This window comes from Bacillus sp. FSL W8-0116, assembly GCF_038003825.1.
GTDB classification, from domain to species: domain Bacteria; phylum Bacillota; class Bacilli; order Bacillales; family DSM-4216; genus Bacillus_O; species Bacillus_O smithii.
Genome location: NZ_JBBOPY010000001.1, coordinates 2,752,374 through 2,778,287 on the forward strand (window position 1 = coordinate 2,752,374; position 25,914 = coordinate 2,778,287).

Here is a 25,914-nt window from a genome sequence, read left to right on the forward strand (position 1 = left end):
AAGAGGCCGATTTTTTTTTGTCTCTCCTTTCTTTGAAATGATGGGCAATAGTCATACTCTCTCTGGACAAGTCATAAGATGGAACATAAACGGAGCAAAGAGGGATGAGAGATGAAGGATCGAAAAAAGGAAATTAAGAAAAGAATTGCGAAACGAAACAGGGAAAAACGACGTCAAGCCAATCAGCGCGCCTTTCAGCCTATCAATATGGCATTTGGAGAAGAAATGGAATTTGATCACCAAGCCATTGATTACGAAGCTCCAAATGATGAGTACAGGCCTTTCGTGAAAAAGGAATGGTTTCTCTTTAAAATATTGGCTTCGGGAGCGCTTGTTTTGGGGACCGCGATTGTATTTAAAAGCCAATCACCTGTGATGGTCGACAGTCAAAAGTGGATACGCCAAGCAATGGAAACGGACATTCAGTTTGCCTCCATTGCCAACTGGTATGAAAAACAGTTTGGGAAGCCCTTGGCCATATGGCCGCAGAAAGAAAAAACAGTCACAGTGGACAAACCAAAAAAGGATTTGGCCGTTCCGGCGTCCGGAAAAGTGGTGGAAACATTTCAAGCGAATGGAAAAGGAGTCATGGTGAAGACAGGAAAAGGGGAAGTAGTAGATGCGATGAAAGGTGGGCTTGTCATCTTTGCCGGGAAAGAAGCCGAAACGGGGAATACAGTAGTCATTCAGCATCCTGATCAATCCGAATCTTGGTATGGGCAATTGCAATCCATTTCTGTGGAGCCCTATCAACGCGTTCAAGCGGGGGAAGCAATCGGAAAGGCGAAAGACCGGGCAGACGGAACTTCTGGTGAATTTTATTTTGCAATCAAACAAGACGATCATTACATCGATCCAAACAAGGTGATCAAATTTGAATAAAGCCGTCACTTTTTTTTCAAAAATTCATATTCATCCTCTTCTTTGGCTGGTGATCGGAATTAGCGTTGCCACTGGATACTTTTTCGATTTAATCATGGTGTTATGTATTATTGCCATCCATGAAATGGGGCACCTTTTCACAGCCCTGTTTTTTTCGTGGAGAATCAGAAAAGTATCGTTGCTCCCGTTCGGCGGAGTGGCGGAAATGGATGAACACGGAAATCGACCTTTGCATGAAGAATTGCTGGTCGTCATCGCTGGTCCGATTCAACATGTATGGATGATGGGATTAGCCGCACTGTTGTATTCTTTTCATATAGTTCCGAAAGTATTTTATGATGATTTTCTTATGTACAATTGGATGATTCTTTGTTTTAATTTATTGCCGATTTGGCCGCTGGATGGCGGAAAATTAATCTTGCTCATACTGTCAAGAGTCAAAACTTTTTTGAGCGCTATGCAGTGGACAGTCGTTGGTTCCTTTTTTTTGCTCGTTTGCCTGCATGCAATGGTTTTGATATGGGCTCCGTTTCAACTCCATCTTTGGATTGTTCTCTCATTCTTATATGTTTCGCTTTGGCAAGAATGGAAACAACGTCATTATGTGATGATGCGCTTTTTGCTTGAACGTTATTACGGAAATCGAAGGGGGATACATCAGCTTAAACCGATCACTGTATCGAGCGATACGGCTTTATCGACTGTATTAATGCAGTTTCAACGGGGAGTCAAACATCCGATCATTGTGATGGAAAATGGAGAAGAAAAAGGAAAATTAGATGAAAATGAAGTGTTACACGCCTATTTTTCTGAAAAACAAACAACGGTGAAAATTGGCGACCTTCTTTATTATTATTGACGGGTGCTGACGAAATGAGTAAAGTATAGTGGACGAGGTGCTGTTTTTCCATTTACATGATAAATCTTTTTTTGACAGACGTACATGGATCGAATATGGATGTGACCAATCGGTTATGTTCAGATTTTTGCTGAGATATCAAGGAAGGTGGAATGTTTCTTACAGATAGATTTGAGACATTTGCACCTATTTTTTTATCTTCCAGCGACAAAAAGTTTTTTTGTTTTAATGTGGATATGTTGAAAAGGGTGGAATGATGAATCAAATTATCGTAAGTGCAAAAGGCCGGGAAAAGCGCATGGCAGTTCTCCGCGACGGAAAAGCGGATCAATTTCATATTTTTCAGCCTTCGCATCAATCCATTGTCGGAAATATTTATTATGGGGTTATCCAAAAAATTGAGCCGGGCATGAACGCTTGTTTTGTCGATATCGGAATCGGAAAAAACGGTTATTTGCCTAAAGATCAAATTCCTGATTCCCGCCAATTGCCGATTTCACAATTAGTGTTCGAAGGGGAAAAGATAGCGGTTCAAGTAAAAAAAGACGCCACTGATCATAAAGGTCCTGAGTTGACGGCCCTCATAGAATGGCCCGGGATGTATTTAGTCTATATACCGGCAGGAAATCATATCGCCGTTTCAAGAAAAATGGGTCAAGAAGAACGAGAAAACTGGAAACAATGGGCACAACAAATGAAAAAAGAGCAGGAAGGCGTCATTTTAAGAACTTCTGTTGCCGCTGGTGAAAAAACAGAAATTGAAAAGGAATGGGTGGCGTTGCGGGAAATGCATAGAAAGGTATTGTCCCAAATACCGAATAAAAAAGCCCCTTCTTTATTATTTCAAAGAGATCCGTTTAAGGAAGAAGCGATCGCTCAAATGATCAGATTAAAGAGCGGGTCGCTGATTGTGGACGATCCTGCTTTTCAAAAGTTGATTACTAGCGATGCCCGTTTCTCCAGTCAACATTGGCGTTGTGAGCTTCATCATCATCCGCAAGATCTTTTTTCCACTTTTGACCTTGATGCGGAGATACAAAAGGCATTAAAACAAATTGTCTGGCTTCCAAGCGGCGGATATGTCATTATTGAAAAAACGGAAGCGATGACAGTTATTGATGTAAATTCGGGGAAATATACGGGGAAAAGCGATTTTCGTCATACTGCTTTTCTCTCAAATATCGAAGCAGCAAGGGAAATTCCAAGGCAGATTCGATTGCGTGATATAAGCGGCATCATTTTAATCGATTTTATTAATATGGACTCGGACAAAGATAGAGAACAAATCCGGGCAGTGCTGGAGGAAGAAACAGCAAAGGATCCGAAAAGCGTGAACGTGTACGAATTTACTTCTCTCGGATTACTCCAGCTGACAAGAAAGAAAACGAAAAACTCCCTGCTGGAAACGTTGACGGAGCCTTGCCCTGTTTGTATGGGGAAAGGAAGAGTTTTAAGCGCAGCAACGACTGCTTTTCAAATGGAGAGAGCTCTTTTCGAATATGCGAGACAGGATCAAGAAGCTGTTTTGCTTGATGTAACGGAGGATGTCAAAAAAGCATTTGCCGGCGAACAAAATGGCGATCATTTTCATTTAGAGAATCTTCTAAAGAAAAAAATATTCTATAGGATTGTCAATCGGCCACATCCTTTTGGAGAAATCAGCCGACTGGGAACAGAGGAAGAAATGAAATTGCTAGGAGAAAGACCGAAAAAAGGTTGACACTCTTTTATAAAAGATGGTAAAATCTCAATGTTATTATTGTAGCACCCGTGCTACAACCGCTCATAACAGGTTTTAAGTTTTCGCTTTGCGAAACACCTGCCATTGGCGAGTCTTAGTTATTAAGGAGGTGCAGTAAATGTACGCTATTATTGAAACTGGCGGAAAACAGTTGAAAGTGGAAGAAGGTCAAACTGTTTATATCGAAAAAGTGGATGCTGCTGAAGGAGAAACTGTGACTTTTGACAAAGTTTTATTCGTAGGCGGCGAAGATGTAAAAGTAGGTACTCCACTTGTAGAAGGTGCAACGGTCACTGGCAAAGTGGAAAAACATGGCCGCGGCAAAAAAATCGTTGTTTTTAAATATAAACCAAAGAAAAATTATCGCCGCAAACAAGGTCATCGTCAACCTTACACAAAAGTCGTGATTGAAAAAATCAACGTGTAAGGCGATATAAGATGATAAATGTCGTGATCGAAAAAGATCGTTCCGGCAAAATTCGTTCATTTACAATGGACGGACACGCCGATTTTGCTGAATATGGCCAAGATATCGTTTGCGCTGGGGCATCAGCTGTGTCATTCGGGTCCATTAATTCCATCATGGTGTTGACAAATGTGGAACCGGAGATTGAACAAAAAGGCGGCGGAGGTTTCCTCCGTTGCGTTATCCCTGAAACGGCGACGGGAAAAGAATTGGAAAAAGTTCAGCTTCTTTTGGAAGCCATGGTGGTGTCCTTGCAAACGATTGAACAGCAGTACGGAGATTTTATCAAGATCGTATTTAAAACTGTAGGAGGTGGAAAGAATGCTTAAATTAGATCTTCAGTTTTTTGCATCGAAAAAAGGGGTTGGGTCTACTAAAAACGGCCGCGACTCTATCGCAAAACGCTTGGGCGCTAAACGTGCGGATGGACAATTTGTAACAGGCGGTTCTATTCTTTATCGCCAACGCGGTACGAAAGTCTATCCTGGCGAAAATGTTGGCCGTGGCGGAGACGACACGCTATATGCTAAAATTGACGGCGTTGTTCGTTTTGAACGATTCGGTCGTGACAAAAAGAAAGTTAGCGTTTATCCTGTTGCGAAAGAAGCATAATCCTTTTTCTTGTTAGGGGTGCCCAAAGGGAAACTTTTGGGCGCCCTCTTTTTTTGTTTTAAGGAACATCGGAAGCGGTAAAAAGCGTTTGGTCGCTCATTGGTTGCATGCAGCTGCTTTTTAATAAGCAATCCTCTGTATCTCATTTCAATCTTTTCTGTTATACTTCATAATGAAGAAGAATGGGAAAACCATTGAGTGTGGGATGGTTACTATATGACAAAATAGGAGTAAAAGAATGAATAATGACTGGACGCTGCTGGAAGTTTTAAAATACGTGCGGCATGATTGGATGAATCGCATCCAGTTAATCAAGGGCAATCTTGATTTAGGACATACAGAAAATGCAAAACGTGTCATTGACGAAATTATTTTAAATAGCCGTCAGGAAACAAGGCTGACCAATTTAAATTTGCCATGTTTGGCTGAATGGATCATGACTTACAATTGGCGGTCTCGACAACTGACGCTAGAATACGAGATTTTGGATGATTATCGCAACGTTTCGTTAAACGATCAGCTCATAACAAAATGGATGTGCTCTTTGTGCCAAGAAATCGAAAAGAGGGTGGATCCTAGAGGAGAGAATCATTTATTTCTTTCTATTCAAGAAAGAGGTAAGGCGCATTGTTTCTTTTTTGACTTAAGTGGGATAATAAAAGACAGCCATGAACTGGAAAGATGGATTGAACAATCCGTCAAATCGCTTTTCGAAACAGAGGTGGAATTCATCGAATCAACAGATGAGAACTTGCAATTTCAAGTTTGTTTTTCCCCTATGGAAAGATAATCATCAAGTGTGGCTGGCACAGGACATGACTATTCTGTTTTTGAAAGAAGTCCAATGATGATGAAGAAATAAATGGATTCTGGATGCTTAGGTGAGCAGTCCCCAGCTCTCCTCGTGTTAAAAAAATTTGCAGCGCTCTTCAAAAAAAGAGCGGCAACCTTTTAATAAAGATAAACTTTGTCAAAGAAGACCATCTATTCTTCGTTTTTTTGATAAGCGATCTTTACACTCGTATAAGATAAAAAACTTGTATGGTACCATTTAGGATAAAACGATCTTCAATAGACTTTATTGGAAGTAAATGGAGGTTTTCTATGTTTGTCGATCAAGTCAAAATCTATGTTAAAGGCGGAGACGGCGGAAATGGCATGGTAGCGTTCCGACGTGAAAAATATGTGCCTAAAGGCGGCCCTGCCGGGGGAGACGGCGGCAAAGGAGCCGATGTTGTGTTGGAAGTCGACGAAGGACTGAGAACGTTGATGGATTTCCGCTATCAGCGCCATTTTAAAGCACCGCGCGGAGAAAACGGAATGAGTAAAAATCAGCATGGAAAAAATGCGGAGGATATGGTGGTCAAAGTACCGCCGGGAACGGTTGTGATCGATGATGATACAAAAGAAGTCATTGCCGATTTAACGGAACACGGCCAGCGTGTAGTGGTAGCTAAAGGAGGAAGAGGAGGAAGAGGAAATACCCGTTTTGCCACTCCCGCAAATCCGGCTCCGGAAATTTGCGAGAAAGGCGAACCGGGAGAAGAACGATATGTCGTTCTTGAATTAAAGCTCCTTGCCGATGTTGGTCTTGTCGGTTTTCCAAGTGTAGGAAAATCTACGCTGCTATCTGTAGTGTCACGCGCAAGGCCTAAAATTGCCGACTACCACTTTACGACGATCGTTCCTAACCTTGGCGTGGTAGAAACAGAAGACGGCCGCAGTTTTGTGATGGCTGACTTGCCCGGGCTGATTGAAGGCGCCCATCAAGGGGTCGGATTAGGACACCAATTTTTGCGTCATATTGAGCGAACGCGTGTGATTGTCCATGTGATCGATATGTCGGCGTCAGAAGGTCGAGATCCATATGAGGATTATGTAACGATCAACAATGAGCTAAAAGAATATAACTTACGGTTAACTGAAAGACCACAAATTATTGTGGCTAATAAAATGGATATTCCAGAAGCACATGAAAATTTAAAACGGTTTAAAGAAAAACTTCAAGAAGACTATCCTGTTTTTCCTATTTCAGCTGCAACGAGAGAAGGAATACGGGAGCTATTGTTTGCGATTGCGGATAAGCTGGAAGAAACACCTGAATTTCCTCTTCATGATGCCGAAGAAAAACAAGGCGTTCACCGAGTCGTGTATAAATACGAACGGCCTGAAGAGGAGTTTACCATTACAAGAGATCCTGATGGCGCCTTTGTTCTGAGTGGGGCAAAAATTGAAAAGCTGTTTAAAATGACAGACTTTACCCGTGATGAATCCATCCGACGCTTTGCTAGACAAATGAGAAGCCTCGGAGTCGATGAGGCTCTCAGAGCAAAAGGAGCGAAAGACGGGGATACTGTCCGTTTATTGGATTACGAATTTGAATTTATCGAATAATGATGGAGTCGGGCCGGACTATTCGTTAAGCTATGTTCGGCCGAAGATTCTTTTCCACTAGCACTGCCAAAAGTTTTATTTTATCGCAATTGGGGGAAAATGCATTGCGAAAAAAGGATCTGAATCAAAAATTTTACTTAGTTCGTGAGGATGTCCTGCCGGAAGCCATGAAAAAAACGTTGGAAGTGAAAGAACTTTTGGAACGCGGAAAAGCCGATTCGGTCCAAGATGCTGTAAACAAAGTTGATTTAAGCCGGAGCGCCTTTTATAAATACAGGGATACCGTATTCCCTTTCCATACGGTTGTAAAAGAGAAGATCATTACGTTGTTTTTTTATTTGGAGGATCGTTCAGGGACGCTGTCACAATTGCTCGAGGTAGCGGCTCGTTTCCATTGCAATGTGCTGACCATCCACCAGACGATTCCCATTCAAGGCCGGGCGAATGTCACTCTTTCGCTTGACGTGACCAATATGTCAACGGACTTGGATGACTTGCTTACCAAGCTAAAAAAACTGGAATTTGTCGAAAAAGTGGAAGTGCTAGGTTCGGGTGCATAAAAATTAGGTATATTTTTCCCACATTAAGGGACAGTAAGCCCTTTTTAGGAGATGTGCAGGAGAAAAAAGAGAAGGGGAAAAGGTCTAACTGCCTCTAAATGCCCGATTGGTTCCACTAACCATTCGTGTTCCCGCATGGAGGGGCAGTTGCCTCTGATGCCTAAATAGCTCCATTAATCATCCGTGAAACACCGATGGGAGTGTCACTCCATTTTTCATAATTTTCTTGACAGAGGGAGAGAGAAATCAAATGAAGATATCTTATTTAGGACCTGCGGCGACATTTACCGATTTAGCCGTTTGTTCTGCTTTTCCAAAAGCGGAAAAAAAAGCATGCATGACCATTCCGGAGTGTATGGATGAGGTTATGGAAGGAAAAGCGGATTTGGCAGTAGTACCGCTGGAGAATACATTGGAAGGAACCGTGAATTTAACCATTGATTATTTAACCCAGGAAGTCGATTTAAAAATTATTGCAGAGTTGATTGCCCCCATTCGGCAGCATTTATTAATGCATCCTCAAAATGCAGAGCGTTGGAAGAACATCGAAAAAGTGATGTCTCATCCTCATGCCATTGCCCAATGCTATAAGTTTTTACATACATATTTTGAGAAAGTGCCATGTGAAGAAGCAGCATCGACCGCTGCCGCTGCACGTTACGTAAGTGAACATCCGGAAGAGCTCACCGCTGCGATTGGGAATTCATTATCCGCCGAAAAATACGGCTTAACCATCGTGAAGGAAAATATTCACGATTATGATTTCAACCATACCAAATTTATTGTGCTGTCCAAAGAAGAACAAAAGCTGGAATTACCTTATGAGTCTGGTGTGGAGAAGACGACGATTATGGTCACATTGCCATCGGATCAAGCGGGGGCGCTTCATCAAGTGTTATCAGCGCTTGCTTGGCGAAAAATCAACTTGAGCAAGATTGAATCCAGGCCGGTCAAGACCGGACTGGGAAACTATTTTTTCATTATCGATATTAATCAAAGGATGGACGACATTTTGCTTCCCAACGCCTTTGCTGAGATGGAAGCGCTAGGTTGTACAGTCAAAGTTCTTGGAAGCTATTTATCGTATCAAATTTAAATATGGAAAACGGGCATCCAGCCAAAAAGGCTTTTGATGCCCTTTTTTCATAAATGAAATGAAAATAGCGATTAAGCCAGGAAATTCAATAAAACCTTTGCGGGTGCTCCGAGGCGTCAAACTATTCGTCTAAGAGAAATCCTGCTTTTTTCAGGGCTTTTTCCGCTGCGTCAAGTGTGCGGGAATCCTTGGCACTGACAGTATGGAGATGGACACCATCGGTCAACTCCGACAAAAAGGCAGCGTTCGTTTCGCGAATTCTGGCCATAAACTGTTCGACCTCTTTGCGATTGGATACCATTATGGACGCAGTTAAATCACCGTATACAGGGTGTTCAATTTTCACATCTTTTACGGTAAGGCCGTGGTCCACAAGCAAATTAAGCTCCGCTTCCGCTTCATCCGGAGTATGATAACAGGCGATCGTCCGCTCAAAAATGCCATCATTGCCTGACTGAGGTAAATACAGATATCCCTGGCTTGTGGCAATAATCGGTTCATTTCTTGCTTTTAAAATAGTAATATCGTTAACAATCACTTGACGGCTAACGTTGGTTTTTTTCGCTAGTTCGCTTCCAGTGATCGGATCAGACGATTGTTTCAAATACTGCAAAATAAGCGTTCTTCGCTCTTCCCCTAAAATTTTTCTGCCGGAAGACAACAAAATCCCTCCAATTACTTTTTTCTACTACGATTGTATCATAGTTCTTTGAGCTAGCGAACCCGGAGAAAACCGGCGAGAGATTTCATAAAGTGTTTTTGCCAGCTCTATGATATCAAAATCAGGCGTTTGATCGCTGAAGGATATTCGGAAAAACTGTTTAGCAGAAGCATCAGGTTCTCTCATGGCGGTAATCGTTTTGGCTCCTTCTCCTTTTCCTTCTGAACACGCACTGCCGGTGGAAATGGCAAAGCCAAGCCGGTTGCATTCGAGCATGACAAGCTGTCCTTCTATTCCGTCCATGGTCATTCCGATAATGGATGGAAGCTGGACGCTTTGTTCCGCCTCATAAATGGTGTATGGGAAGTCTGGCAAGGCTGAACGAAAAAGTTTACGCTTTCTTGAGCATTCTTTCCAGTAAGATGGAGGATCTGTTTTGGCAGCAGCTACCGCGAAGGCGGCAATTCCGGGTACGTTGATCGTTCCGCCACGGAATCCGTCTTCTTGCGAAAGAAGCGGAAAGACCGGTTCATAGGAGCAGTCTGGGCGAATATAGACGGCTCCGACTCCTTTCGGTCCGCCGATTTTGTGAGAAGCGACGGAGATACTGTCCACATAAGGAATGATTTCTTGTATATCGACTTTTCCAAAAGATTGGACGCAATCTGTGTGAAATAACACTTTTTTTCGATCGATAATCCTGCTGATTTCCTGTATAGGTTGAAGTGTTCCGATTTCTTGATTCACGTGTTGGATGGAAATCAATATCGTGTCAGGACGAAGATTTTTAAGGACTTGTTCAGTCGATATTTGACCGTTTTTTTCCATTTTCAGTTTGGTTATTTGAAATCCCTCTTTTTCCAAAAAGTGAACGGCGGAAAGGACAGAAGCATGTTCACTTTCTGCCGTGATGATATGGTTTCCTTTGCCGATTTCCCGCGCTTTTCTGGCTAGTGATATGATGGCAAGCAAATTGCTTTCTGTTCCTCCTGAAGTAAAAAAAAGTCCTTTAGGTTCTACACCCATTTGTTCGGCAAGAATGGAGCGGCCGTTCTCCAACACGTCCCGGGCGCTGATCCCGATGTTATGGAGGCTTTCGCTGTTTCCAAAATACATTTTGCTGATTTCTACATAGGCAGAAAGAGCTTCTTCGTCCATTGGAACAGTGGCCGCACAGTCAAAATATTTCATTTTTCCCACTCCTTTCGATTCTGTCAAAAAACGATCGATTTCAAAAAATGCTTGTCAATAGTTTAATTTTGTGTAAATATATGTGTCAAGACATCTGTAAAAATTCAAACAAAAATCTTCGGGGGAGTATATAGAGGAAAATGTTACAGGCGCGTAGAGACAAAAAGGAGAGATAAAGAATGGAGAAAGAAGCGGATGTAGTGATTATCGGGGGAGGGGTGGCGGCTCTTCAGCTTGCTCGCTATCTTCATCCGCAATTTCATGTAGTGATCATGACAAAAAGCAAAATCCGAGACAGCAACTCTTACAAGGCACAGGGAGGGATTGCTGCGGTTGTTTCCGAGACGGATCGATTGGATTTGCATGTTCAGGATACGTTAGTTGCCGGAAGGTACCACCAATCTACTAAAGTAGTGGATGGTCTCGTGCGGGAAGGTTCTGAAGTGGTGAAAGAGTTAATCAAAAGCGGTCTTCCTGTCGACCGGAATGAAACGGGAGAGGTGGCATTAGGACTTGAAGGAGCCCATAGTCGCCGCCGAATTGTTCATTGCGGCGGGGATGCAACAGGTCGTTATTTAATTGAATTTTTATTGGATCGGTTACCGCCAAATGTTGAAATAGTGGAGAATGAGCTGGTTTTTGAACTACTGCTTACAAATGATCGAAGCCGATGTATCGGCGTAGCGGCAAAATCAGTTGACGGTTCTGTTCATCGCTATTTTGGCCGTCATATTGTTCTGGCAACTGGGGGAGCAGGCGCACTTTATCCGTATACATCCAATCATCCGCGAATGATTGGAGATGGAGTGGCGATGGCTTACCGAGCTGGAGCGGCAGTGGCTGATATGGAATTTGTTCAGTTCCACCCAACATTGTTATACGTAGATGGAGAAACAAAATGTTTAATTTCAGAAGCGGTAAGAGGAGCCGGAGCTATTTTACTGGACAGTAAAGGAAGGCGGATCATGGAAGGAGTTCATCCGCAAAAAGATTTGGCTCCGAGACATATTGTCGCCTATGAGATTTACAAAAGAAGAGCAGAACAGCAGGACGTTTTTTTAGATATAAGCGGAATATCTCATTTTGAAGAAAAGTTCCCGAGCATTTCTCAATTATGCCGCGAGCAGGGTGTGGATCTTAAGGAAGGAAAAATCCCGGTAGTGCCCGGAAGCCACTTTTTAATGGGCGGAATCGTCATCGATTCCTTTGGACGAACTTCGGTCAATGGATTATATGCGATCGGGGAAACAGCATCCAGCGGGGTCCATGGAGCCAATAGGCTGGCTAGTAATTCTCTTTTAGAAGGGCTTGTGTTTGGGAAAAGAACAGCTGAGTTTATCAACCATGAATCTCACGTTTCGTTGATACGATCCGTTCTTTATGACTATCCGTTGAAAGCGAAAGAAGACGAAATGCCAAATCTCGATTCAGAACAGTTGAAATGGAACATGATCGAAAATGTAGGCGTCATCCGAGATGAAGCCGGACTTAACAGACAATTGAATTGGCTGCCGGTTCAGTTGTTGGAATCTTTGATGGAACAATCTTTGGAAAGGCTATCAATCGAACAAATTCAAACGATTTTTATGTTTATCAATAGTTTTATCATGACGAAGTCGGCATTGATTCGGAAAGAGAGTCGCGGTGCCCACATACGAAGCGATTTTCCAAATGAAGACCTTTTTTGGAAAGATCGGCGCATTATCCATGAACAAACGAAAATAACATGGAGGAGAGAGTCTTATGAATCGCATCAAACTGGAATCCATGCTTAAAGATTTTTTTATCGAAGATATTGGGGACGGGGATATAAGTGCAGAAGCCATTTTTACGGCTGATGATCGCGGCTCTTTTTACTTTTTGTCAAAGGCGGACGGCGTTTTTTGTGGCAGTGATGTCATTAAGACAGGTTTTCGTCTGATCGATCCCACTTCGGAGGTAACCGTATATCGGAAAGATGGCGATGTTGTGGAAAAAGGAGAACTCATAGCTGAAATCAAGGGTGCGATGCGCGGCCTTCTCCAAGGCGAAAGGGTGATCTTAAATTTGATTCAAAGGATGTCCGGGATTGCCACAGTAACGGCTAAGGCAGTTGAAATCGTTAAAGGGACGGGGGCGAATATTTGCGATACAAGAAAAACAACTCCCGGTCTAAGGATGCTTGAAAAATATGCCGTTCGAGTAGGCGGGGGCTATAACCATCGCAAAGGACTTTTTGATGCCATTATGTTAAAAGACAATCATATTGCATTTGCAGGGAGTATTTTGTCTGCGGTGAAAAGGGCAAAACAGTTTGCTGGGCACACGACGAAAGTAGAAGTGGAAATTGAAACGAAAGAACAGCTGCTGGAAGCGGTAGAAGCCGGTGCCGATGTTATTATGTTTGATAATTGCACTCCGGAACAAATACGCGATTGGATCATTTATGTGCCGAATCATATTCGTACAGAAGCTTCAGGAGGCATTACTTTGTCGAATTTGAGAGCGTATGCCAAAACGGGTGTACAATGGATTTCGCTTGGCTTTTTGACCCACTCTTACCAAGTGCTCGATATCAGCGCAAAGGTGCAGCCAAATTTTATATCTTAAAAGGGGGATTGGATGATGAATTTGTTGCAGGCACTTCAACAAACAACGGTGATTCCGGAGCATTATAACAAGATGACCATTCAAGAGATGGAAGAAAGAGTCCGAGAATTGAAAACTCGTTTAGGAGAACGATTGTTTATTCCCGGGCATCATTATCAAAGGGATGAAGTGATTCAATTTGCGGATGCCGTTGGAGATTCTTTTAAGCTTGCGAGGATTTCCGCTGATAATAAAAAGGCGGAATACATCGTCTTTTGCGGTGTTCATTTTATGGCGGAGACGGCTGATATTTTGACCGCGCCTGATCAAAAAGTGATATTGCCCGATAGGAAAGCCGGCTGCTCGATGGCGGATATGGCGGATATCCATCAAACAGAGAGGGCATGGAACAAGCTGGCGAATTGGTTTGGCGACACCGTTTTGCCATTAACATATGTGAATTCCACGGCGGAGATCAAAGCATTTGTTGGCAGAAACGGCGGAGCCACGGTTACTTCTTCCAATGCCCATAAAATATTGAAATGGGGATTCTCGCAAAAAGAACGAATTCTGTTTCTCCCGGACCAACATCTTGGACGAAATACCGCTTATGATTTAGGTGTCGATCTTCAACAAATGGCTCTTTGGGACCCGTTGAAAGACGAATTGATCTACGATGGGGATGTGAATGAGATTAAAGTGATTTTATGGAAAGGGCATTGTTCTGTACATGAAAATTTTACTATCCATAATGTCCGGGAAGTACGGAATAAATATCCGAACATCAATATTATCGTACATCCGGAATGTCGTCGGGAAGTCGTGGAGGCTTCGGATAGCAGTGGTTCCACGAACTACATTATCCAAACAATTGAAAAAGCGGCGCCGGGAACATCTTGGGCGATTGGAACAGAAATGAATCTCGTCAGTCGTCTGATCAAACAACATCCGGATAAACATATTATTTCCCTTAACCCGAATTTTTGTCCGTGTATGACGATGAACCGTATTGATCTTCCCCATTTGCTTTGGTCATTGGAATCCATTTACAAAGGAGATTCCGTCAATTTCATCAAAGTGCCTGAACAAGTAGCGGTCGAAGCCAAACTTGCGCTTGAACGAATGCTTGCACTTGCATGATTCCAAAAATAGCCGCCTATCATGTCTTTCCGAGCAGGAAAGGCATATTTTTTGGGAAAAAAACATAAATTTTTGTGTAAGTTCAATCGCATTTTGGGATCTGAGGCATACAATATATGGACTTACACCTAAGGAGGGAAAAATGTTGAAGATCCATATAGTGCAAAAAGGTGATACGCTGTGGACGATCGCAAAAAAATACGGCGTGTCTTTTGAAGAATTAAAAAAGATAAATTCTCAGCTCTCCAATCCGGAAATGATTATGCCTGGCATGAAAATTAAAATACCCGGAACAGGGGGAAACGTAAAAAAAGGGCCCAGCCATCATCATGGCCACCATGGACATCATGGAAAAGAAATAAAAAAATACGAACATCCATTTAAAGAATCGAAACCTCCTACTATTCCAACCGCAGAAACGCCCAGCCAAGTCACCAAAAAAGAAGTCCCGAAAGAAAAGCCCAAACATGTCGCCCCCATAATGCCGCAGCCAATCGTTCCGGATATAGAAATCAATCAGCATTTTGACGTGACAATGGAGCAAATGAACAAACAAATTAGTCAACAAACGCAAAAAGAAATTCATAAGGTGCCGCCCAATATATTTCCCGGACTGGAGGAGTCAGTGGAATTCACGGAAGAAAAGGAATCATCGTCTCATCATCATCAAATCGCCCAATTTGAATGTGCCGGGAACTTTCCATATGTAAGTCCATACTATACGAATTGTTATCCCGCTCCCGTCCCGGTTTATCCGTATCAAACGCAGTGGTCGCATCCCGTCCCGGTTGTGCAGCCTGCCGCGAATCCGGTTTTTCACCAGCCTTCCTATCCGTACGGACTTCCCGGAGCGGGGATGAATGAACCAATGGAAGAGTCCTCCTCAGCGCTGCTGCCTTTTACGGAAAGTCAGGCTCCAGGAATGTATCCTCCGGGTGCTTACGGGAACCAGCCGAATTATGTTCCGATTTCCCCAGTGGCACCGGGAACTGGATATGATCTTTATTATGGTGCTTCTTATCCTGGTGCAGTCTATCCGCCGATGCCAAATCAACCGATGCCAAATCAGATGCCAAACCAACCGATGCCAAATCAGATGCCAAACCAACCGATGCCAAATCAGATGCCAAACCAACCAATGACAAATCAACCAATGCCTTATCAACAGGCAGGACCGACGGAGGGTAAATGGTCAAATGATTGCCATTGCCAAGATCAAAGCGGACAACAAATCCCGTCTTATCCAGGAGGGACTTTCATGCCGGTTCAGCCGGCGCCTTATCAGCCCCTGTATCCGCAGGCACCATACGGTTTTTATGGCCAGCCCAGTTCAGGACCGGCGGCTCCTTACGGGGAACAGGGATATCCGCCGGCGTCTGATCAAAATTCGGATTTTAGGACCTCTAGAACGGATGATGAGAGTCATGATGATGATCAATGATGTATGTAGTGGGGACGATTTTAGTCATCGTCTCCTTTTATCTGTTCAAAATGTGTTGAAAGAACCCGTGCTGTCCTATACGCCTATAAAAGAAGGAAAATGGAAAATTTTTTTGCCGTCAGGACCATGGTTTCTGAAGGAATTTTCTTCAGAAACAAAATGGAAACAACAACAAGCACTTATTCGTTCGCTTCATAGCGTTCATTTTTTAAAAACAGCAGAGCCTCATCCTATGCAAACGGAAGAAGTCATCTCCTTTCAAAAACGATTTTATGGCGTTTTCCGATGGATCGAATCATCCATTCCCCCTTTTTCCTATAAAAGAGAAGAAGAAAGAATTCAAGCTCTTTCTGTTTTAAATGAATTCCACGCTTGCACAGAGACATTTTATTCCTCTTTTTTGTCTGTTATTTCGCAGTTTGATCAAACAAAAAAATGGAAAGAGAGGCACTATGAATTTGAGGCCAATAGAAAGAAACTGGAATGGTATTTATCTTTGAACGCGATCAAAAAGTATTTATGGATGGGGGAACGAGCGATAGAGGCAATATCGAAATTCACGATACAAGATGAAATGGCGATCATTCACGGAGACGTCGCCCATCATAATTTTATCAAAGATCGCTCTAATCGCTTGTTTATTACGGATTTCGACCTGATTGCCATTGCTCCGAAAACATATGATTACATTCAATTTGCCATGAGAGTTTTGCCCATTCTTCATTGGGATGAATCCCTTCTTTGGAAACACCCCTTTTTGGACAAATATCAAGATGATCCATTTTTTCTTGCTCATTTGCTGTTTCCAAGCGATATCTTTAGAGAATGGAACCGTTTTTTCAAACGTCCTCGAAACGGTCATTTACCGTATTTATATCAAATAACCGTCAAGGAAATGGACGAACGAACGGCCTTTTTTAACAAAATATTCGCTAAAATGTTCAAATGACGTATCGTTTTTCGAATCCATTCCCTTTACCGTATAGTTTTTTTAAAGCCCCGCACACTATAAAATGAGCTGATTGTCGAGCTCACTATGTGGCAAAAGAGGGGATAATGGTGAAAAAAATTTACCAATCTCTCGTTTCGGGAGTGATGGTTTTGAGTCTTGCCGCTTGTTCAGGAGGAGAAGACGCTTATGGAGGCGACCGGCCCAATTATCATCCAAAGGGTGTTTTTTCCAACGAAGGGCATGGCGGCGATACGAATGACCGGCATGATGGCCCGATGACAGAACTGTATGACCACTCTGTCGGCAGAGAAGGTCAGGCCATTCGTGAACATAAAAGAAGATATTTGCAAGTGCGTGATGAAAACGGAAATCCTCCCAACCCGACCGTTCCGCTTGCGAAAGATGATAAAAACTTTTGGGCCAGAGATAATCAATTCAGTCGTAAAGATGCAAACTATCATGGACATTTGCAAACTCAATTGCCTCAGACCAAAAATTCATATTATCAAGCCTATGAAGGGAAACTGGCAGAGAGACTGGCGGCTGAAGCGGCAAAAGTCAATCATGTTCAAGATGCAAGAGCCATCGTTTATAACAAAGATGTGATCATTGCGGTCATAACCGAAAACGGATCGGATAAAGAAAAAGTCAAATCAAGCGTCAAAAAAGCAGTCCAACCGTATGTAAACGGGCGCCGATGCACTGTTGTTACGGGTATAGGCAATTTCGGCCGCGTTCGCAATATTGATAATGAACTAAGAGATGGCGGACCAAAAGATCAAATAGAGCTTGATTTAAAAGAAATGGTGCGAACTTTACGCCATCAGGAAAGATAAAGAAAAAAGGGATATCCCGAAAGTCAGTAAAATGACACAGGGGTGCCCCTTTTTTTAAGTAAAGCTTTCTATCGTGAAATTCACTCGCTTTCAATGTGCCTTCCCTCTCTCGAGCCTCGCCTGGTCCGCTTTTTCCACTGATTCTCGCCCACCGCGGTCATCTACAATTTCACTTAGTTAATGCCAAACAGCGCTTTTTCTATTATTCCGTAGAAATCAAAGAGGCGACCGGCACATCCATTATCATTCGGCGTTGGGAGGAATAAACAGTAAAAGCGAGGAAGAGGAAGAACAATTGGTCTGATAGGGAGCTCGTGTTCGCCTGAACGGTGCGTAATCCCCAGGAACTTACCAAAAGGAAATAAAATGTGCTATATTATTGTCGGAAAAACAGATTTGAGAGGGGTATTTAGGATGGCAGGTCATTCTAAATGGAAAAATATCCAACGGAGAAAAAATGCGCAGGATGCGAAAAAAGGGAAAGTGTTTCAAAAGCTGGCGAAAGAAATCTACGTAGCCGCTAAAAGAGGGCTTCCTGATCCTGACGCTAACCCTGCTTTACGGCTTGTCGTTGAAAAGGCGAAAGCGGCAAACATGCCAAATGACAATATAAAACGAGCCATTGAAAAAGCTCGCGGCAATCAAAATGGAGAAAATTACGAGGAAATTGTGTATGAAGGATATGGCCCCGGCGGTGTTGCCATCATGGTCACGTGCTTGACTGACAACAAAAACCGCACGGCATCAAATGTGCGGATGGCTTTTTCGAAAAATGGAGGAAATCTTGGGGAAACAGGCTGTGTTTCCTATTTGTTTGACCGCAAAGGCTATTTGGTCATTGAAAGAGAAGATTTGAATCTCGACGAAGATGATATGCTTCTGCAAGCTATTGAAGCCGGAGCGGAAGAAATGGAAACGAGCGAGGAAGCTTTTGAAATTTATACGGATCCGGAGAACTTTATGGAAGTGAAAGAAAACTTGGAAAAAGCGGGATTTACTTTTGCAACCGCTGAAATCACGATGGTTCCGCAAACTTATACGGTGCTTGATGATGAGCAATCAGCCAAAATGGAAAAATTGCTCGACATGCTCGAAGACAACGATGATGTGCAAGAAATTTATCATAACTATCAAGAAGCTTAATAAGTTTCATCCATCCATTTGGAGCAAGGCCTCGTTTTTCGATTTTATATAAAAGCTTTTTACGTGAGCGTTCATGATAAAAAAAGGACATGTTGGCAATCTGCGATAAACACGTAGAATGCCGGCATGTCCTTTTTTGCTGTATCATTTAGAAGATGATGGTTTCGGTTTCCCGCGATTGATGAGTCTTGCGACATCGATCATCGAGAAAGGCAAGAAACGGTATTTTCGGTAAGCCATATATCTTGGCTCCCAGTTTGGATCATATTTTTCTTTGAATTTTCGCAGTCCGGCGAAATGGTAAATATATTGAATATGATGAAACATATGGGAAGCAATCCGTTCCGGCCAAAAAGCAGTTTCGGTTTGGCCGACATTGGAAAGCGGCGTCATACCTAAGTTGAATGTGGTATAGCCGTGTTCTTGTGCCCATTCAATCATGGCAATCAATAGACCGTCCATAATGCCGGGAGGAGCATCGGGTACATATCGCATTAAGTCGATGGAAATAATTCCTTTCTGGTAAGTCGGCATTAAGCTGGCAAAGGCCAAGATCTTTCCTTCTTCCGTTTCCAATACCGCGACGGGGGCAAGCGAGAGATAGTCTCGATCAAAATAACCTAAAGAAAATCCTTTTTCTTTTTTCTTACCGAGCCATTGATTAGAGACTTCTTCAATATTATGGAAAAATTCGTCTGTAAATGGTGGTTCCACCATCCGAAAGCGTATATTTTCTCTTTTTAATCTGTTTTTGGTGGATCGAAGTCCTGCCTTTCGCTTTCCTCTCAAGGAAAATGAAGTTAAATCGACGATCGCTTCCTCTCCCAGTTTAAAGAAAGAGTTGCCAAAGTCATGGTACATCGGCATGTATTTAGATTGGACTTGATAAAAAATGATATGATAACCGAAACGATCCGCTTTTTTATAAAGATCATTCAACAATGAATAAAACGAGTCTTCGTTTCCCACCGGATCGCCAAGCACCACTACTTTATCGCGAATGATCGAAAATTGAATAAAGGCATTTCCATCTTTGGACAAGAAAAAGGATTTGTCCCCTAAAAACGCCAAATGGCTTAAATAATTTCCCCCATAATGATGAAGCAATTCCAAAAGCTTCTCATCGGAAACTTCCATTTCGAATTTTTCGTTGTGCTTGGATTCAAAAGTGTAATAAAAAATGATATTCAGAATGAGGAAGATAGCGGTGCTCATTCCAAATGTCAATTCGACATCATTTTTTTGTACGGTCATTCCTAGTTCATATGCATAATCAGGAAGACTGTTTAACGTAATAAAGTAGATCCAATAAAACAACATAAACAAGCCGACAAGAACCAGTTTCCGGACCCCCGTTACAGGACGGCGGATGCGGTCGAACTTTTTCTTCGAGTAGCCAAAAAGCAAGATCATGCCAATCAGCCAAATAACCTCTAAAACGGTTCCCGCTGTTAAGAGAACAAAAAGAAGCGCCAGAACAAAGCTGTTGAAAACAAAGTGGCGAGCTCTCTTCGTCCCTAAATAAACCCCTTTGACACTTAATATCAAAGTGATGGAAAGAGCGACCAGAAAGGCGTCAAACAATAATTTGATATAACGAGTATAATCTTTGCCGGCGATTGAATGATCAAAATGATAAGGCTCAATTCCATATAAAAATAAGTAGACTCCGCTCAAAAACACCAAAATGGAAAAAGACAAATACGGAATTTTTTGCACCCAGCTTTTTTGCAAGGACAAGACGACGCTCGAAGTATCAATCGCCGGTCCAAGAATCGGTTTCATTTCCGGCTTTTTCAATACGTTGCCGCTGAATTCGTAAATGGTAAAGATAAGCCCTAGAAGAAAAGGCAAAAAGTAATAAACAGTACGATACAATAACAGAGCGGATACAATCGTTTCTTCTTGATAGCCCAATTCTTGAAAACCGATTAAATAAATAACATCAAAAGCGCCTAAGCCTCCGGGAATCATACTGATTAATCCGGCAGCAGCTGAAGTGAAGAAAATGCCGCAAGCTGTTCCAAACGGTACATGGATCCCCAAAACCCGCAACGAAAAAAAGGCGACAATGGCCGCTGACAGCCATTCGATAATAGAAGCGACCATATATTGTACCGATAAAGTGAAAGAAGTAGCGTCTTTCCCTTTGATGCGAGACAGAAGAAAAAAGGCGGGCAAATAGAGCGCGATGACGACTACTACGATGTCGAGCCACTTTTTGCTGGCAAGCAGAGGTTTGGCATGAAAAAAGTTCAAGAGCACGAATAGACAATAAAACGACAAGCCGGCAAGGGTGCCTGTCGCCATCCAAGCAATTCCCCTCAACAGCTTAGATTCTTCTTTCGTATGCTGCTTATACAACATCATTCTTAATCCCGCGCCGATGATGCCGCCAAAGCCCAAAATTCCGTTAAGCGTATTGGCAATCCAAGAGATGCGGAATATTTTTCCCGTACGAATATTCAAGTTCAAAAAACGAAGAAGAAAGAAATCATAAAGAAACATCGTACTGACCGCGAGCAAGCCTAATAATACAACTACCGTCACTTGGTAGGATGAAAGACTTTTTAATAAGCGGATGGAATCGCTAATGGAGATGTTGGAAAGTTCTCTTTTTCCTTGAAAAAAGACAAATACAATGATGGCTAATGAAAAGAAAAATTTTGCTGAACTGCGTAGCCTTTTGAATGTAAGGAATTGTTGCAATATGATCTTCTCCTTTGCTCCGCATAGTCCGTCCGTCAGTTCGTTTCGCTGCGTCAGCGGCGACGGACGCTTTTTCCTTCCTTCATTCTATAATAAGTAAGCCAAAGATAGAATTTTTTTCTTCCGCTGTCAAGAGGTCGTATCCTTGGCAAAATGAGAGAAAACAAGGGATAGTCGTCCGTTGAAAGGACTATATTTGCTCTTTCGATTATGATTATATTTCTCCTTTTTGGAACAAACTATCAACAAGAGTTCATTACATTTAGGTGGTGTTTACATGACGCTGTTTACAAGAATCAGTTTTATGCTGTTATTGGTAGCAGGAGCGTTCTTCCTTACGATTTTCCACGATGAAGCCAAAACGGATACGAGCAAAAAATCGGCCGAGAGTGAAGAAAAGCCAATAAGTACTGCAGTTGTCGTGTCGCCCAATGTTTCTGAAAAAACGATGACCGTGATTTTAGACAGAATTTATTTGGATGGAGAGGTCAGCGAAGAAATCCGGACAGAGCCGTTCATTTCCATTGGGGATATACTTGAACGTTATAAAAACTGGAAATTAGTAGAAATGGATGATACAGAAGCTGTGTTTCAAAAAAAAATAAACGATATATCTCCTTTATTAAAAGCTAACGGATATTTTGGCATTACGGACAAAGGGGTTTTATCCATTTTCAAGGGAAAACCGGAAGGAAAAAACGCCCAAATCATTCAATCTTTTTTTCAAATTGATGTCCATAAACTTGAAAGCGGCGTTCAAAAAGAATTACAACACGGAATTCCCATTAAGACAAAAGAAAAATATACGAAAGTGATTGAAACGTTTAAGCCGTACTCCATCGAAAAATAAAAGCAGGATAATTTTGACCTTTGTTCACTTCAATCCAAGCTTTTGGATACAGTATTCAATCACAGTCGTTTTCAAGAAAATAAACGACCTTTCCTCGACTTAACACCGAGAAAAGGCCTTTTTATTTTTACTTATATAGAGCTCGCGGCAAAAAAGCCGTGAAAAGGAGAGTGCTGAAGATATCGTCATCTTGCTGTCAAAGGGAATTGGACTATTCAGATTCAAATGACTTTCTGAAAAAGATTAGAAACGAACCCGATATAACAAGGATTCGTTTCTCGTAGTGATTTGTTTGTCAAATATATTGGTAGGCAGGTGACAGCGGTCCCCTAAAAAGATCGTTCTTTCAACTAGCGATCCGTTAGACCGATGTCCGGTTGAAGTTTATTTAAAAGAAAGACCGGCTGCAACTTCCATTTGCTGATCTTTCACTTCTAAAACAAATTGTAATATATCTTCTGCTGCATGCGGATTGATGAATTTTCTTTGACTATCGATAATATGATTGAGTTTTTCTCCATTATTTTTAAGCAATTCGGTCATTGTCTGTTTGATATCGTCCGTCTTATTGCACACTACTCCCAAATTTGATTTTTCGGCAAAGTAGGGGTTGTCCTCTTCTTGGCCGGGCAACGCACCGGTTATAATCATCGGTGTATTGGAAGCAATGGCTTCAAACATGACGTTCGGACTCCCTCTTGTAAAGACGATATCAGAGGCAAACATCAGTTCATGGATATTTTTCGTGAAACCGTAAATCTCTACTTTATCTCCATATTGTGGAAAAAGGGATTGCTCTAACTTTGCTTTCAGCTTCGCATTTCTCCCTGCCACAATTTTGACGGTGCAATCAAAATGATCGAGCAAAATTTCCGCAATCTTCTTCATATTGCCTACACCTTCGCCGCCGCTCATAATCAAGCATTTTAAAGGGGCGCCTTTTTGATAACGGACCTTTCTATTGGTGTTGTTTCTGAAAAACCTGGAACGAACCGGAAATCCTAAAATTTTTATATTCTCCGCTGGAATGCCGTATTCCATACACTTATCCGCCGCTTCCACGGTCGGGCTGATGATATAATCAGCTCGAATATCTGCCCATAACGGGCTAATGTTGACAAGATCAGCTATCAGTGTAATGAATGGGATTTTAATATTTTGTTTCTCTAAAATATTTAAAATCGAGCCGTTAAAATTAGGGTGCACCGACAAAATCAAATCGGGTTTTACTTCATCCAACAAATGCAGAAAGTTATTTTTGATTAATCCTTCTATAAAATAGTTGATTAACGTTGGGTTATCAGCTGATATGTTATATACCATCTTCCATAAATTTTCGGCTTTTCTCGTGATCGGTCCATATAGTTTGCCGATCGACAGCAGAGTTTGTCCGCCAAGCGAAAAGCCATCCACAACGTGTATGTTGATGTCATGGTCCCTTCCAATTTTTTCGCATAAAGATTCTGTAATGCTTTTATGCCCATGACCTGTATGATCAGAGGAAATGATCAGCACTTTTACGCCCATTTTACCAAGCCTTTCTTCACATTGTATAATATAATCATACCAATAAATGATAGGGAGAATACTAAAATTTTCTTCCATTTTGATCAAGCAAAAAAAAGAAAACACTTTTGAATTCCTGAAGGTAGTATTGTACTACTCAAAAATAAAAATGGAGTTCTTTCTGTGTTTTCACTAAAAAAGACTTCCAAAATAGAAATATGTTCTTGCTCCAAATAGTATGTAAAGAAAAAATAGACGGCTGTCTTGCATTCATCCCTGTTTAACCAATAAAAAAGCAGGATGAACCTTAGTCATGATCTTTTGTTTGAAATGATCTGTAGATATAATATCATATTGATGAAATGCCAAAGAAGTTTTTTTGCAAACTGCACTTCCATTGGCTGGACGAATCTGAAAGGAAATGCATGTTGACAACAGCTGCCGCATCTTGCTGCATAAGAAATCTTGTATTATAGAAATCCAATTCGTGTTGACGATCTTAAAGCAAACCATATCATCAAATTTTTAGACAAAGGAGCTTTCATTATATTTGAAACGTACGAAATGGAGAATCATCTATACGATCTTTGTTTTTATTGCCCTTGCGGCATTTGACAATATCATCATTGGATTATTTCCTCCGCTGTTTCGCTATATAGCAAAAGATTTACATGTGGAAGTTGCGAAATTAGGAGTTGTTTCAGCTGTTAACATTTTAGTTACAGCGGTTTCCTCCGTTTATTGGGGGTATCTTTCCGGAAAATATAAACGTAAGAGACTGATTATGATTGGGACCTTTATTTGGGTCATATCTGTATTTTTAACGGCCTTTAGCCAAAGTTACGGGCAGCTTTTACTGTTTCAAATCATAACAGGAATCGGTTTAGGCTGTATTGCTTCTATTGGTTTCAGTGTTTTAACGGATTATATCCCCTATCAAAAGCGGGGGATGGTGTTAAGCCTTTGGGGCATGGCACAAGGCTTAGGCGGTATTTTAGGGTCTCTGATGGCTTCTTTAACGGCCATTAATACGAGTTGGAGATGGCCTTTTGAAATCGTTGGGTTGATCGGTTTTTTTCTCATTATTCTTTACGTTTTTGTAGAAGAACCGTCCAGAGGCCAGTCAGATCCTGAGTTGAAAGATTTGATGAGAAATGGACAATCTTACAACTACATAATAGAGGCCAAGCATCTTCCCGCTATTCTTCTAAAAGGCAGCAACGTGTTTTTGTTTTTGCAGGCATTTTTTATGAATATTGCAACGGGTAGCCTCATTTGGATTCCGACTTTATATATTTATAAAATTCAGCAGCAAGGGTACAGTTTGGAAACAGCCATGATTGCATCAGGTTATCTTTATGCGATTTTTCAAATCGGCGGGATGACTTCCGCTTATTTCGGCCATCTTGGTGATCAGTTGCAAAAGAAAACGTTTAAAGGAAGAGCTTTATTAACGGCTGTTTTCGTATTTCTGACGATGCCTCTTTATATACTCATGTTTTTCATTCCGTTGGATCATCTGTCATTGCCGAATGATCATAATGCTTTATCGGTTTTAGGCGGTTTAATCACACAAATATTCACAAATCCATGGATTGCTTTATTGTTTGCTTTATCGCTTTTGGCATCTGCTGCTCAATCTGCCAACACGCCAAACTGGCTGGCGCTGATAACAGATGTGAATCTTCCTGAGCACAGGGGAACAGCATTTAGCGTCGCTAATCTTTTCAATAGTTTAGGCAGAACTGTCGGTAACGTAGGAGTTGGAATTGTGCTTGGCATCGTTTCCACTTCTTATCATGAACCATATAGCTATATGATCACGTTGTCACTGCTGCAGCTGTTCCTTGTTCCGTCTGCATTCAGTTATATTTTAATGGCCAATCAAAATGTATCTGACATCAAACGAGTGAAAAAAATCTTGAAAGAAAGATCGTAGCGCTGCATTGTCTAAAGTCGGCAAATGATACGGAAAGATAAGGGTTCCGTATGGCGAAAGCAGGATCGCCGCTTTTCTTTTAAAAAAATAAATTCCGTCGGTTTCTTGGTTTCGTTTTCGATTGGTCTGTTTTTTGTTTTCTATTTTTCTGTTAGAATAAGAACAGATGTTTTTTTAAAGGAGATGAAGGATGAAATCTACTTCGGCTTCCATCATTGCCGATTAGTTGCCGCAACGGCTGTTATAAAAGTTGCACGGCCTTGTTTCGGCCGTTTTGACAACATAGAAGGATAGGAGCGAATGCTGCGCTTCTTTTCTTTTTTGTTCCTGACAGTCCCATTCATTCTCTCCCGTTTTTTTTTTCGCTT

At 41.8% G+C, this 25,914-nt stretch carries 23 protein-coding genes and 1 other annotated feature; of the genes, 19 read left to right on the top strand and 4 right to left on the bottom strand.

Annotated features, from left to right (window positions below; translation table 11 throughout):
* Positions 1-111: 111 nt before the first annotated feature.
* The 10 genes from N1I86_RS13075 to pheA all read left to right on the top strand — a co-directional run bounded on the left by N1I86_RS13075 (position 112) and on the right by pheA (position 8,610).
* Positions 112-882, top strand: a complete 771-nt coding sequence (locus tag N1I86_RS13075) for a M23 family metallopeptidase (RefSeq protein WP_003355522.1) — start codon at positions 112-114, stop codon at positions 880-882.
* Positions 875-1,741 (top strand): M50 family metallopeptidase, encoded by an 867-nt coding sequence (locus N1I86_RS13080; protein WP_341096653.1) that lies wholly within the window; start codon positions 875-877, stop codon positions 1,739-1,741. The genes N1I86_RS13075 and N1I86_RS13080 overlap by 8 nt, the downstream gene beginning before the upstream one ends.
* Positions 1,742-1,997: 256 nt before the next feature.
* Positions 1,998-3,461, top strand: coding sequence for an Rne/Rng family ribonuclease (locus tag N1I86_RS13085; RefSeq protein WP_048623765.1), 1,464 nt, complete (start codon positions 1,998-2,000; stop codon positions 3,459-3,461).
* A 47-nt stretch (positions 3,462-3,508) separates the two neighbouring features.
* Positions 3,509-3,587, top strand: a sequence feature (ribosomal protein L21 leader region).
* A 13-nt stretch (positions 3,588-3,600) separates the two neighbouring features.
* Complete coding sequence (rplU, locus tag N1I86_RS13090) at positions 3,601-3,909, top strand: 50S ribosomal protein L21 (RefSeq protein ID WP_341096655.1); 309 nt, start codon at positions 3,601-3,603, stop codon at positions 3,907-3,909.
* 11 nt (positions 3,910-3,920) lie between these two features.
* Positions 3,921-4,277: a ribosomal-processing cysteine protease Prp gene (locus N1I86_RS13095; protein WP_341096657.1), complete on the top strand. Its 357-nt coding sequence runs from the start codon at positions 3,921-3,923 to the stop codon at positions 4,275-4,277.
* Positions 4,270-4,560 (top strand): 50S ribosomal protein L27, encoded by a 291-nt coding sequence (gene rpmA, locus N1I86_RS13100; RefSeq protein WP_003355517.1) that lies wholly within the window; start codon positions 4,270-4,272, stop codon positions 4,558-4,560. The genes N1I86_RS13095 and rpmA overlap by 8 nt, the downstream gene beginning before the upstream one ends.
* A 238-nt stretch (positions 4,561-4,798) precedes the next feature.
* Positions 4,799-5,350: a Spo0B C-terminal domain-containing protein gene (locus N1I86_RS13105; RefSeq protein ID WP_270583097.1), complete on the top strand. Its 552-nt coding sequence runs from the start codon at positions 4,799-4,801 to the stop codon at positions 5,348-5,350.
* 314 nt (positions 5,351-5,664) lie between these two features.
* A complete protein-coding gene (gene obgE, locus N1I86_RS13110; protein ID WP_341096659.1) occupies positions 5,665-6,954 on the top strand; it encodes a GTPase ObgE in 1,290 nt (429 codons plus the stop codon).
* Between the two features lie 104 nt (positions 6,955-7,058).
* Positions 7,059-7,514, top strand: coding sequence for an ACT domain-containing protein (locus N1I86_RS13115; protein WP_040341819.1), 456 nt, complete (start codon positions 7,059-7,061; stop codon positions 7,512-7,514).
* A 250-nt stretch (positions 7,515-7,764) separates the two neighbouring features.
* Entirely contained in the window at positions 7,765-8,610 is an 846-nt protein-coding gene (gene pheA, locus N1I86_RS13120; RefSeq protein ID WP_003355511.1) for a prephenate dehydratase, read from the top strand.
* A gap of 121 nt (positions 8,611-8,731) precedes the next feature.
* Here pheA and N1I86_RS13125 read toward each other — a convergent pair whose 3' ends face one another.
* Both N1I86_RS13125 and N1I86_RS13130 read right to left on the bottom strand, forming a co-directional pair.
* Positions 8,732-9,271, bottom strand: a complete 540-nt coding sequence (locus tag N1I86_RS13125) for a transcription repressor NadR (protein ID WP_003355510.1) — start codon at positions 9,269-9,271, stop codon at positions 8,732-8,734.
* 27 nt (positions 9,272-9,298) lie between these two features.
* Entirely contained in the window at positions 9,299-10,462 is a 1,164-nt protein-coding gene (locus N1I86_RS13130; RefSeq protein ID WP_341096661.1) for an IscS subfamily cysteine desulfurase, read from the bottom strand.
* Between the two features lie 179 nt (positions 10,463-10,641).
* Here N1I86_RS13130 and nadB point away from each other — a divergent pair, with 179 nt between their 5' ends.
* From nadB to N1I86_RS13165, 7 genes are all read left to right on the top strand, one after another.
* The gene (nadB, locus tag N1I86_RS13135; RefSeq protein ID WP_341096664.1) at positions 10,642-12,237 is read left to right on the top strand and encodes an L-aspartate oxidase; all 1,596 of its coding nucleotides are present in this window, start codon (positions 10,642-10,644) and stop codon (positions 12,235-12,237) included.
* Positions 12,206-13,051 (top strand): carboxylating nicotinate-nucleotide diphosphorylase, encoded by an 846-nt coding sequence (nadC, locus tag N1I86_RS13140; protein WP_341096666.1) that lies wholly within the window; start codon positions 12,206-12,208, stop codon positions 13,049-13,051. Before nadB ends, nadC begins: the two co-directional genes overlap by 32 nt.
* A gap of 15 nt (positions 13,052-13,066) precedes the next feature.
* Positions 13,067-14,170, top strand: coding sequence for a quinolinate synthase NadA (gene nadA / locus N1I86_RS13145; RefSeq protein WP_341096668.1), 1,104 nt, complete (start codon positions 13,067-13,069; stop codon positions 14,168-14,170).
* Between the two features lie 142 nt (positions 14,171-14,312).
* The gene (gene safA / locus N1I86_RS13150; RefSeq protein ID WP_341096670.1) at positions 14,313-15,611 is read left to right on the top strand and encodes a SafA/ExsA family spore coat assembly protein; all 1,299 of its coding nucleotides are present in this window, start codon (positions 14,313-14,315) and stop codon (positions 15,609-15,611) included.
* A complete protein-coding gene (locus tag N1I86_RS13155; protein ID WP_341096673.1) occupies positions 15,595-16,560 on the top strand; it encodes a hypothetical protein in 966 nt (321 codons plus the stop codon). The genes safA and N1I86_RS13155 overlap by 17 nt, the downstream gene beginning before the upstream one ends.
* Before the next feature lie 107 nt (positions 16,561-16,667).
* Positions 16,668-17,399 (top strand): YhcN/YlaJ family sporulation lipoprotein, encoded by a 732-nt coding sequence (locus tag N1I86_RS13160; protein ID WP_341096675.1) that lies wholly within the window; start codon positions 16,668-16,670, stop codon positions 17,397-17,399.
* 414 nt (positions 17,400-17,813) lie between these two features.
* Positions 17,814-18,542, top strand: coding sequence for a YebC/PmpR family DNA-binding transcriptional regulator (locus N1I86_RS13165; RefSeq protein WP_048623754.1), 729 nt, complete (start codon positions 17,814-17,816; stop codon positions 18,540-18,542).
* Between the two features lie 144 nt (positions 18,543-18,686).
* Here N1I86_RS13165 and mprF read toward each other — a convergent pair whose 3' ends face one another.
* Positions 18,687-21,251: a bifunctional lysylphosphatidylglycerol flippase/synthetase MprF gene (mprF, locus tag N1I86_RS13170; RefSeq protein WP_341096679.1), complete on the bottom strand. Its 2,565-nt coding sequence runs from the start codon at positions 21,249-21,251 to the stop codon at positions 18,687-18,689.
* Positions 21,252-21,528: 277 nt separating this feature from the next.
* Here mprF and N1I86_RS13175 point away from each other — a divergent pair, with 277 nt between their 5' ends.
* Entirely contained in the window at positions 21,529-22,101 is a 573-nt protein-coding gene (locus N1I86_RS13175; protein ID WP_341096681.1) for a BofC C-terminal domain-containing protein, read from the top strand.
* 384 nt (positions 22,102-22,485) lie between these two features.
* On the opposite strand, the gene N1I86_RS13180 is transcribed toward N1I86_RS13175, so the two are convergent.
* Complete coding sequence (locus tag N1I86_RS13180; RefSeq protein ID WP_003355497.1) at positions 22,486-23,733, bottom strand: MGDG synthase family glycosyltransferase; 1,248 nt, start codon at positions 23,731-23,733, stop codon at positions 22,486-22,488.
* 424 nt (positions 23,734-24,157) lie between these two features.
* Between N1I86_RS13180 and N1I86_RS13185 the strand changes: the two genes are divergently transcribed.
* Positions 24,158-25,546 carry an MFS transporter gene (locus N1I86_RS13185; protein ID WP_174521033.1) on the top strand — a complete coding sequence of 463 codons (1,389 nt, stop codon included), beginning with the start codon at positions 24,158-24,160 and terminating at the stop codon, positions 25,544-25,546.
* Positions 25,547-25,914 lie beyond the last annotated feature (368 nt).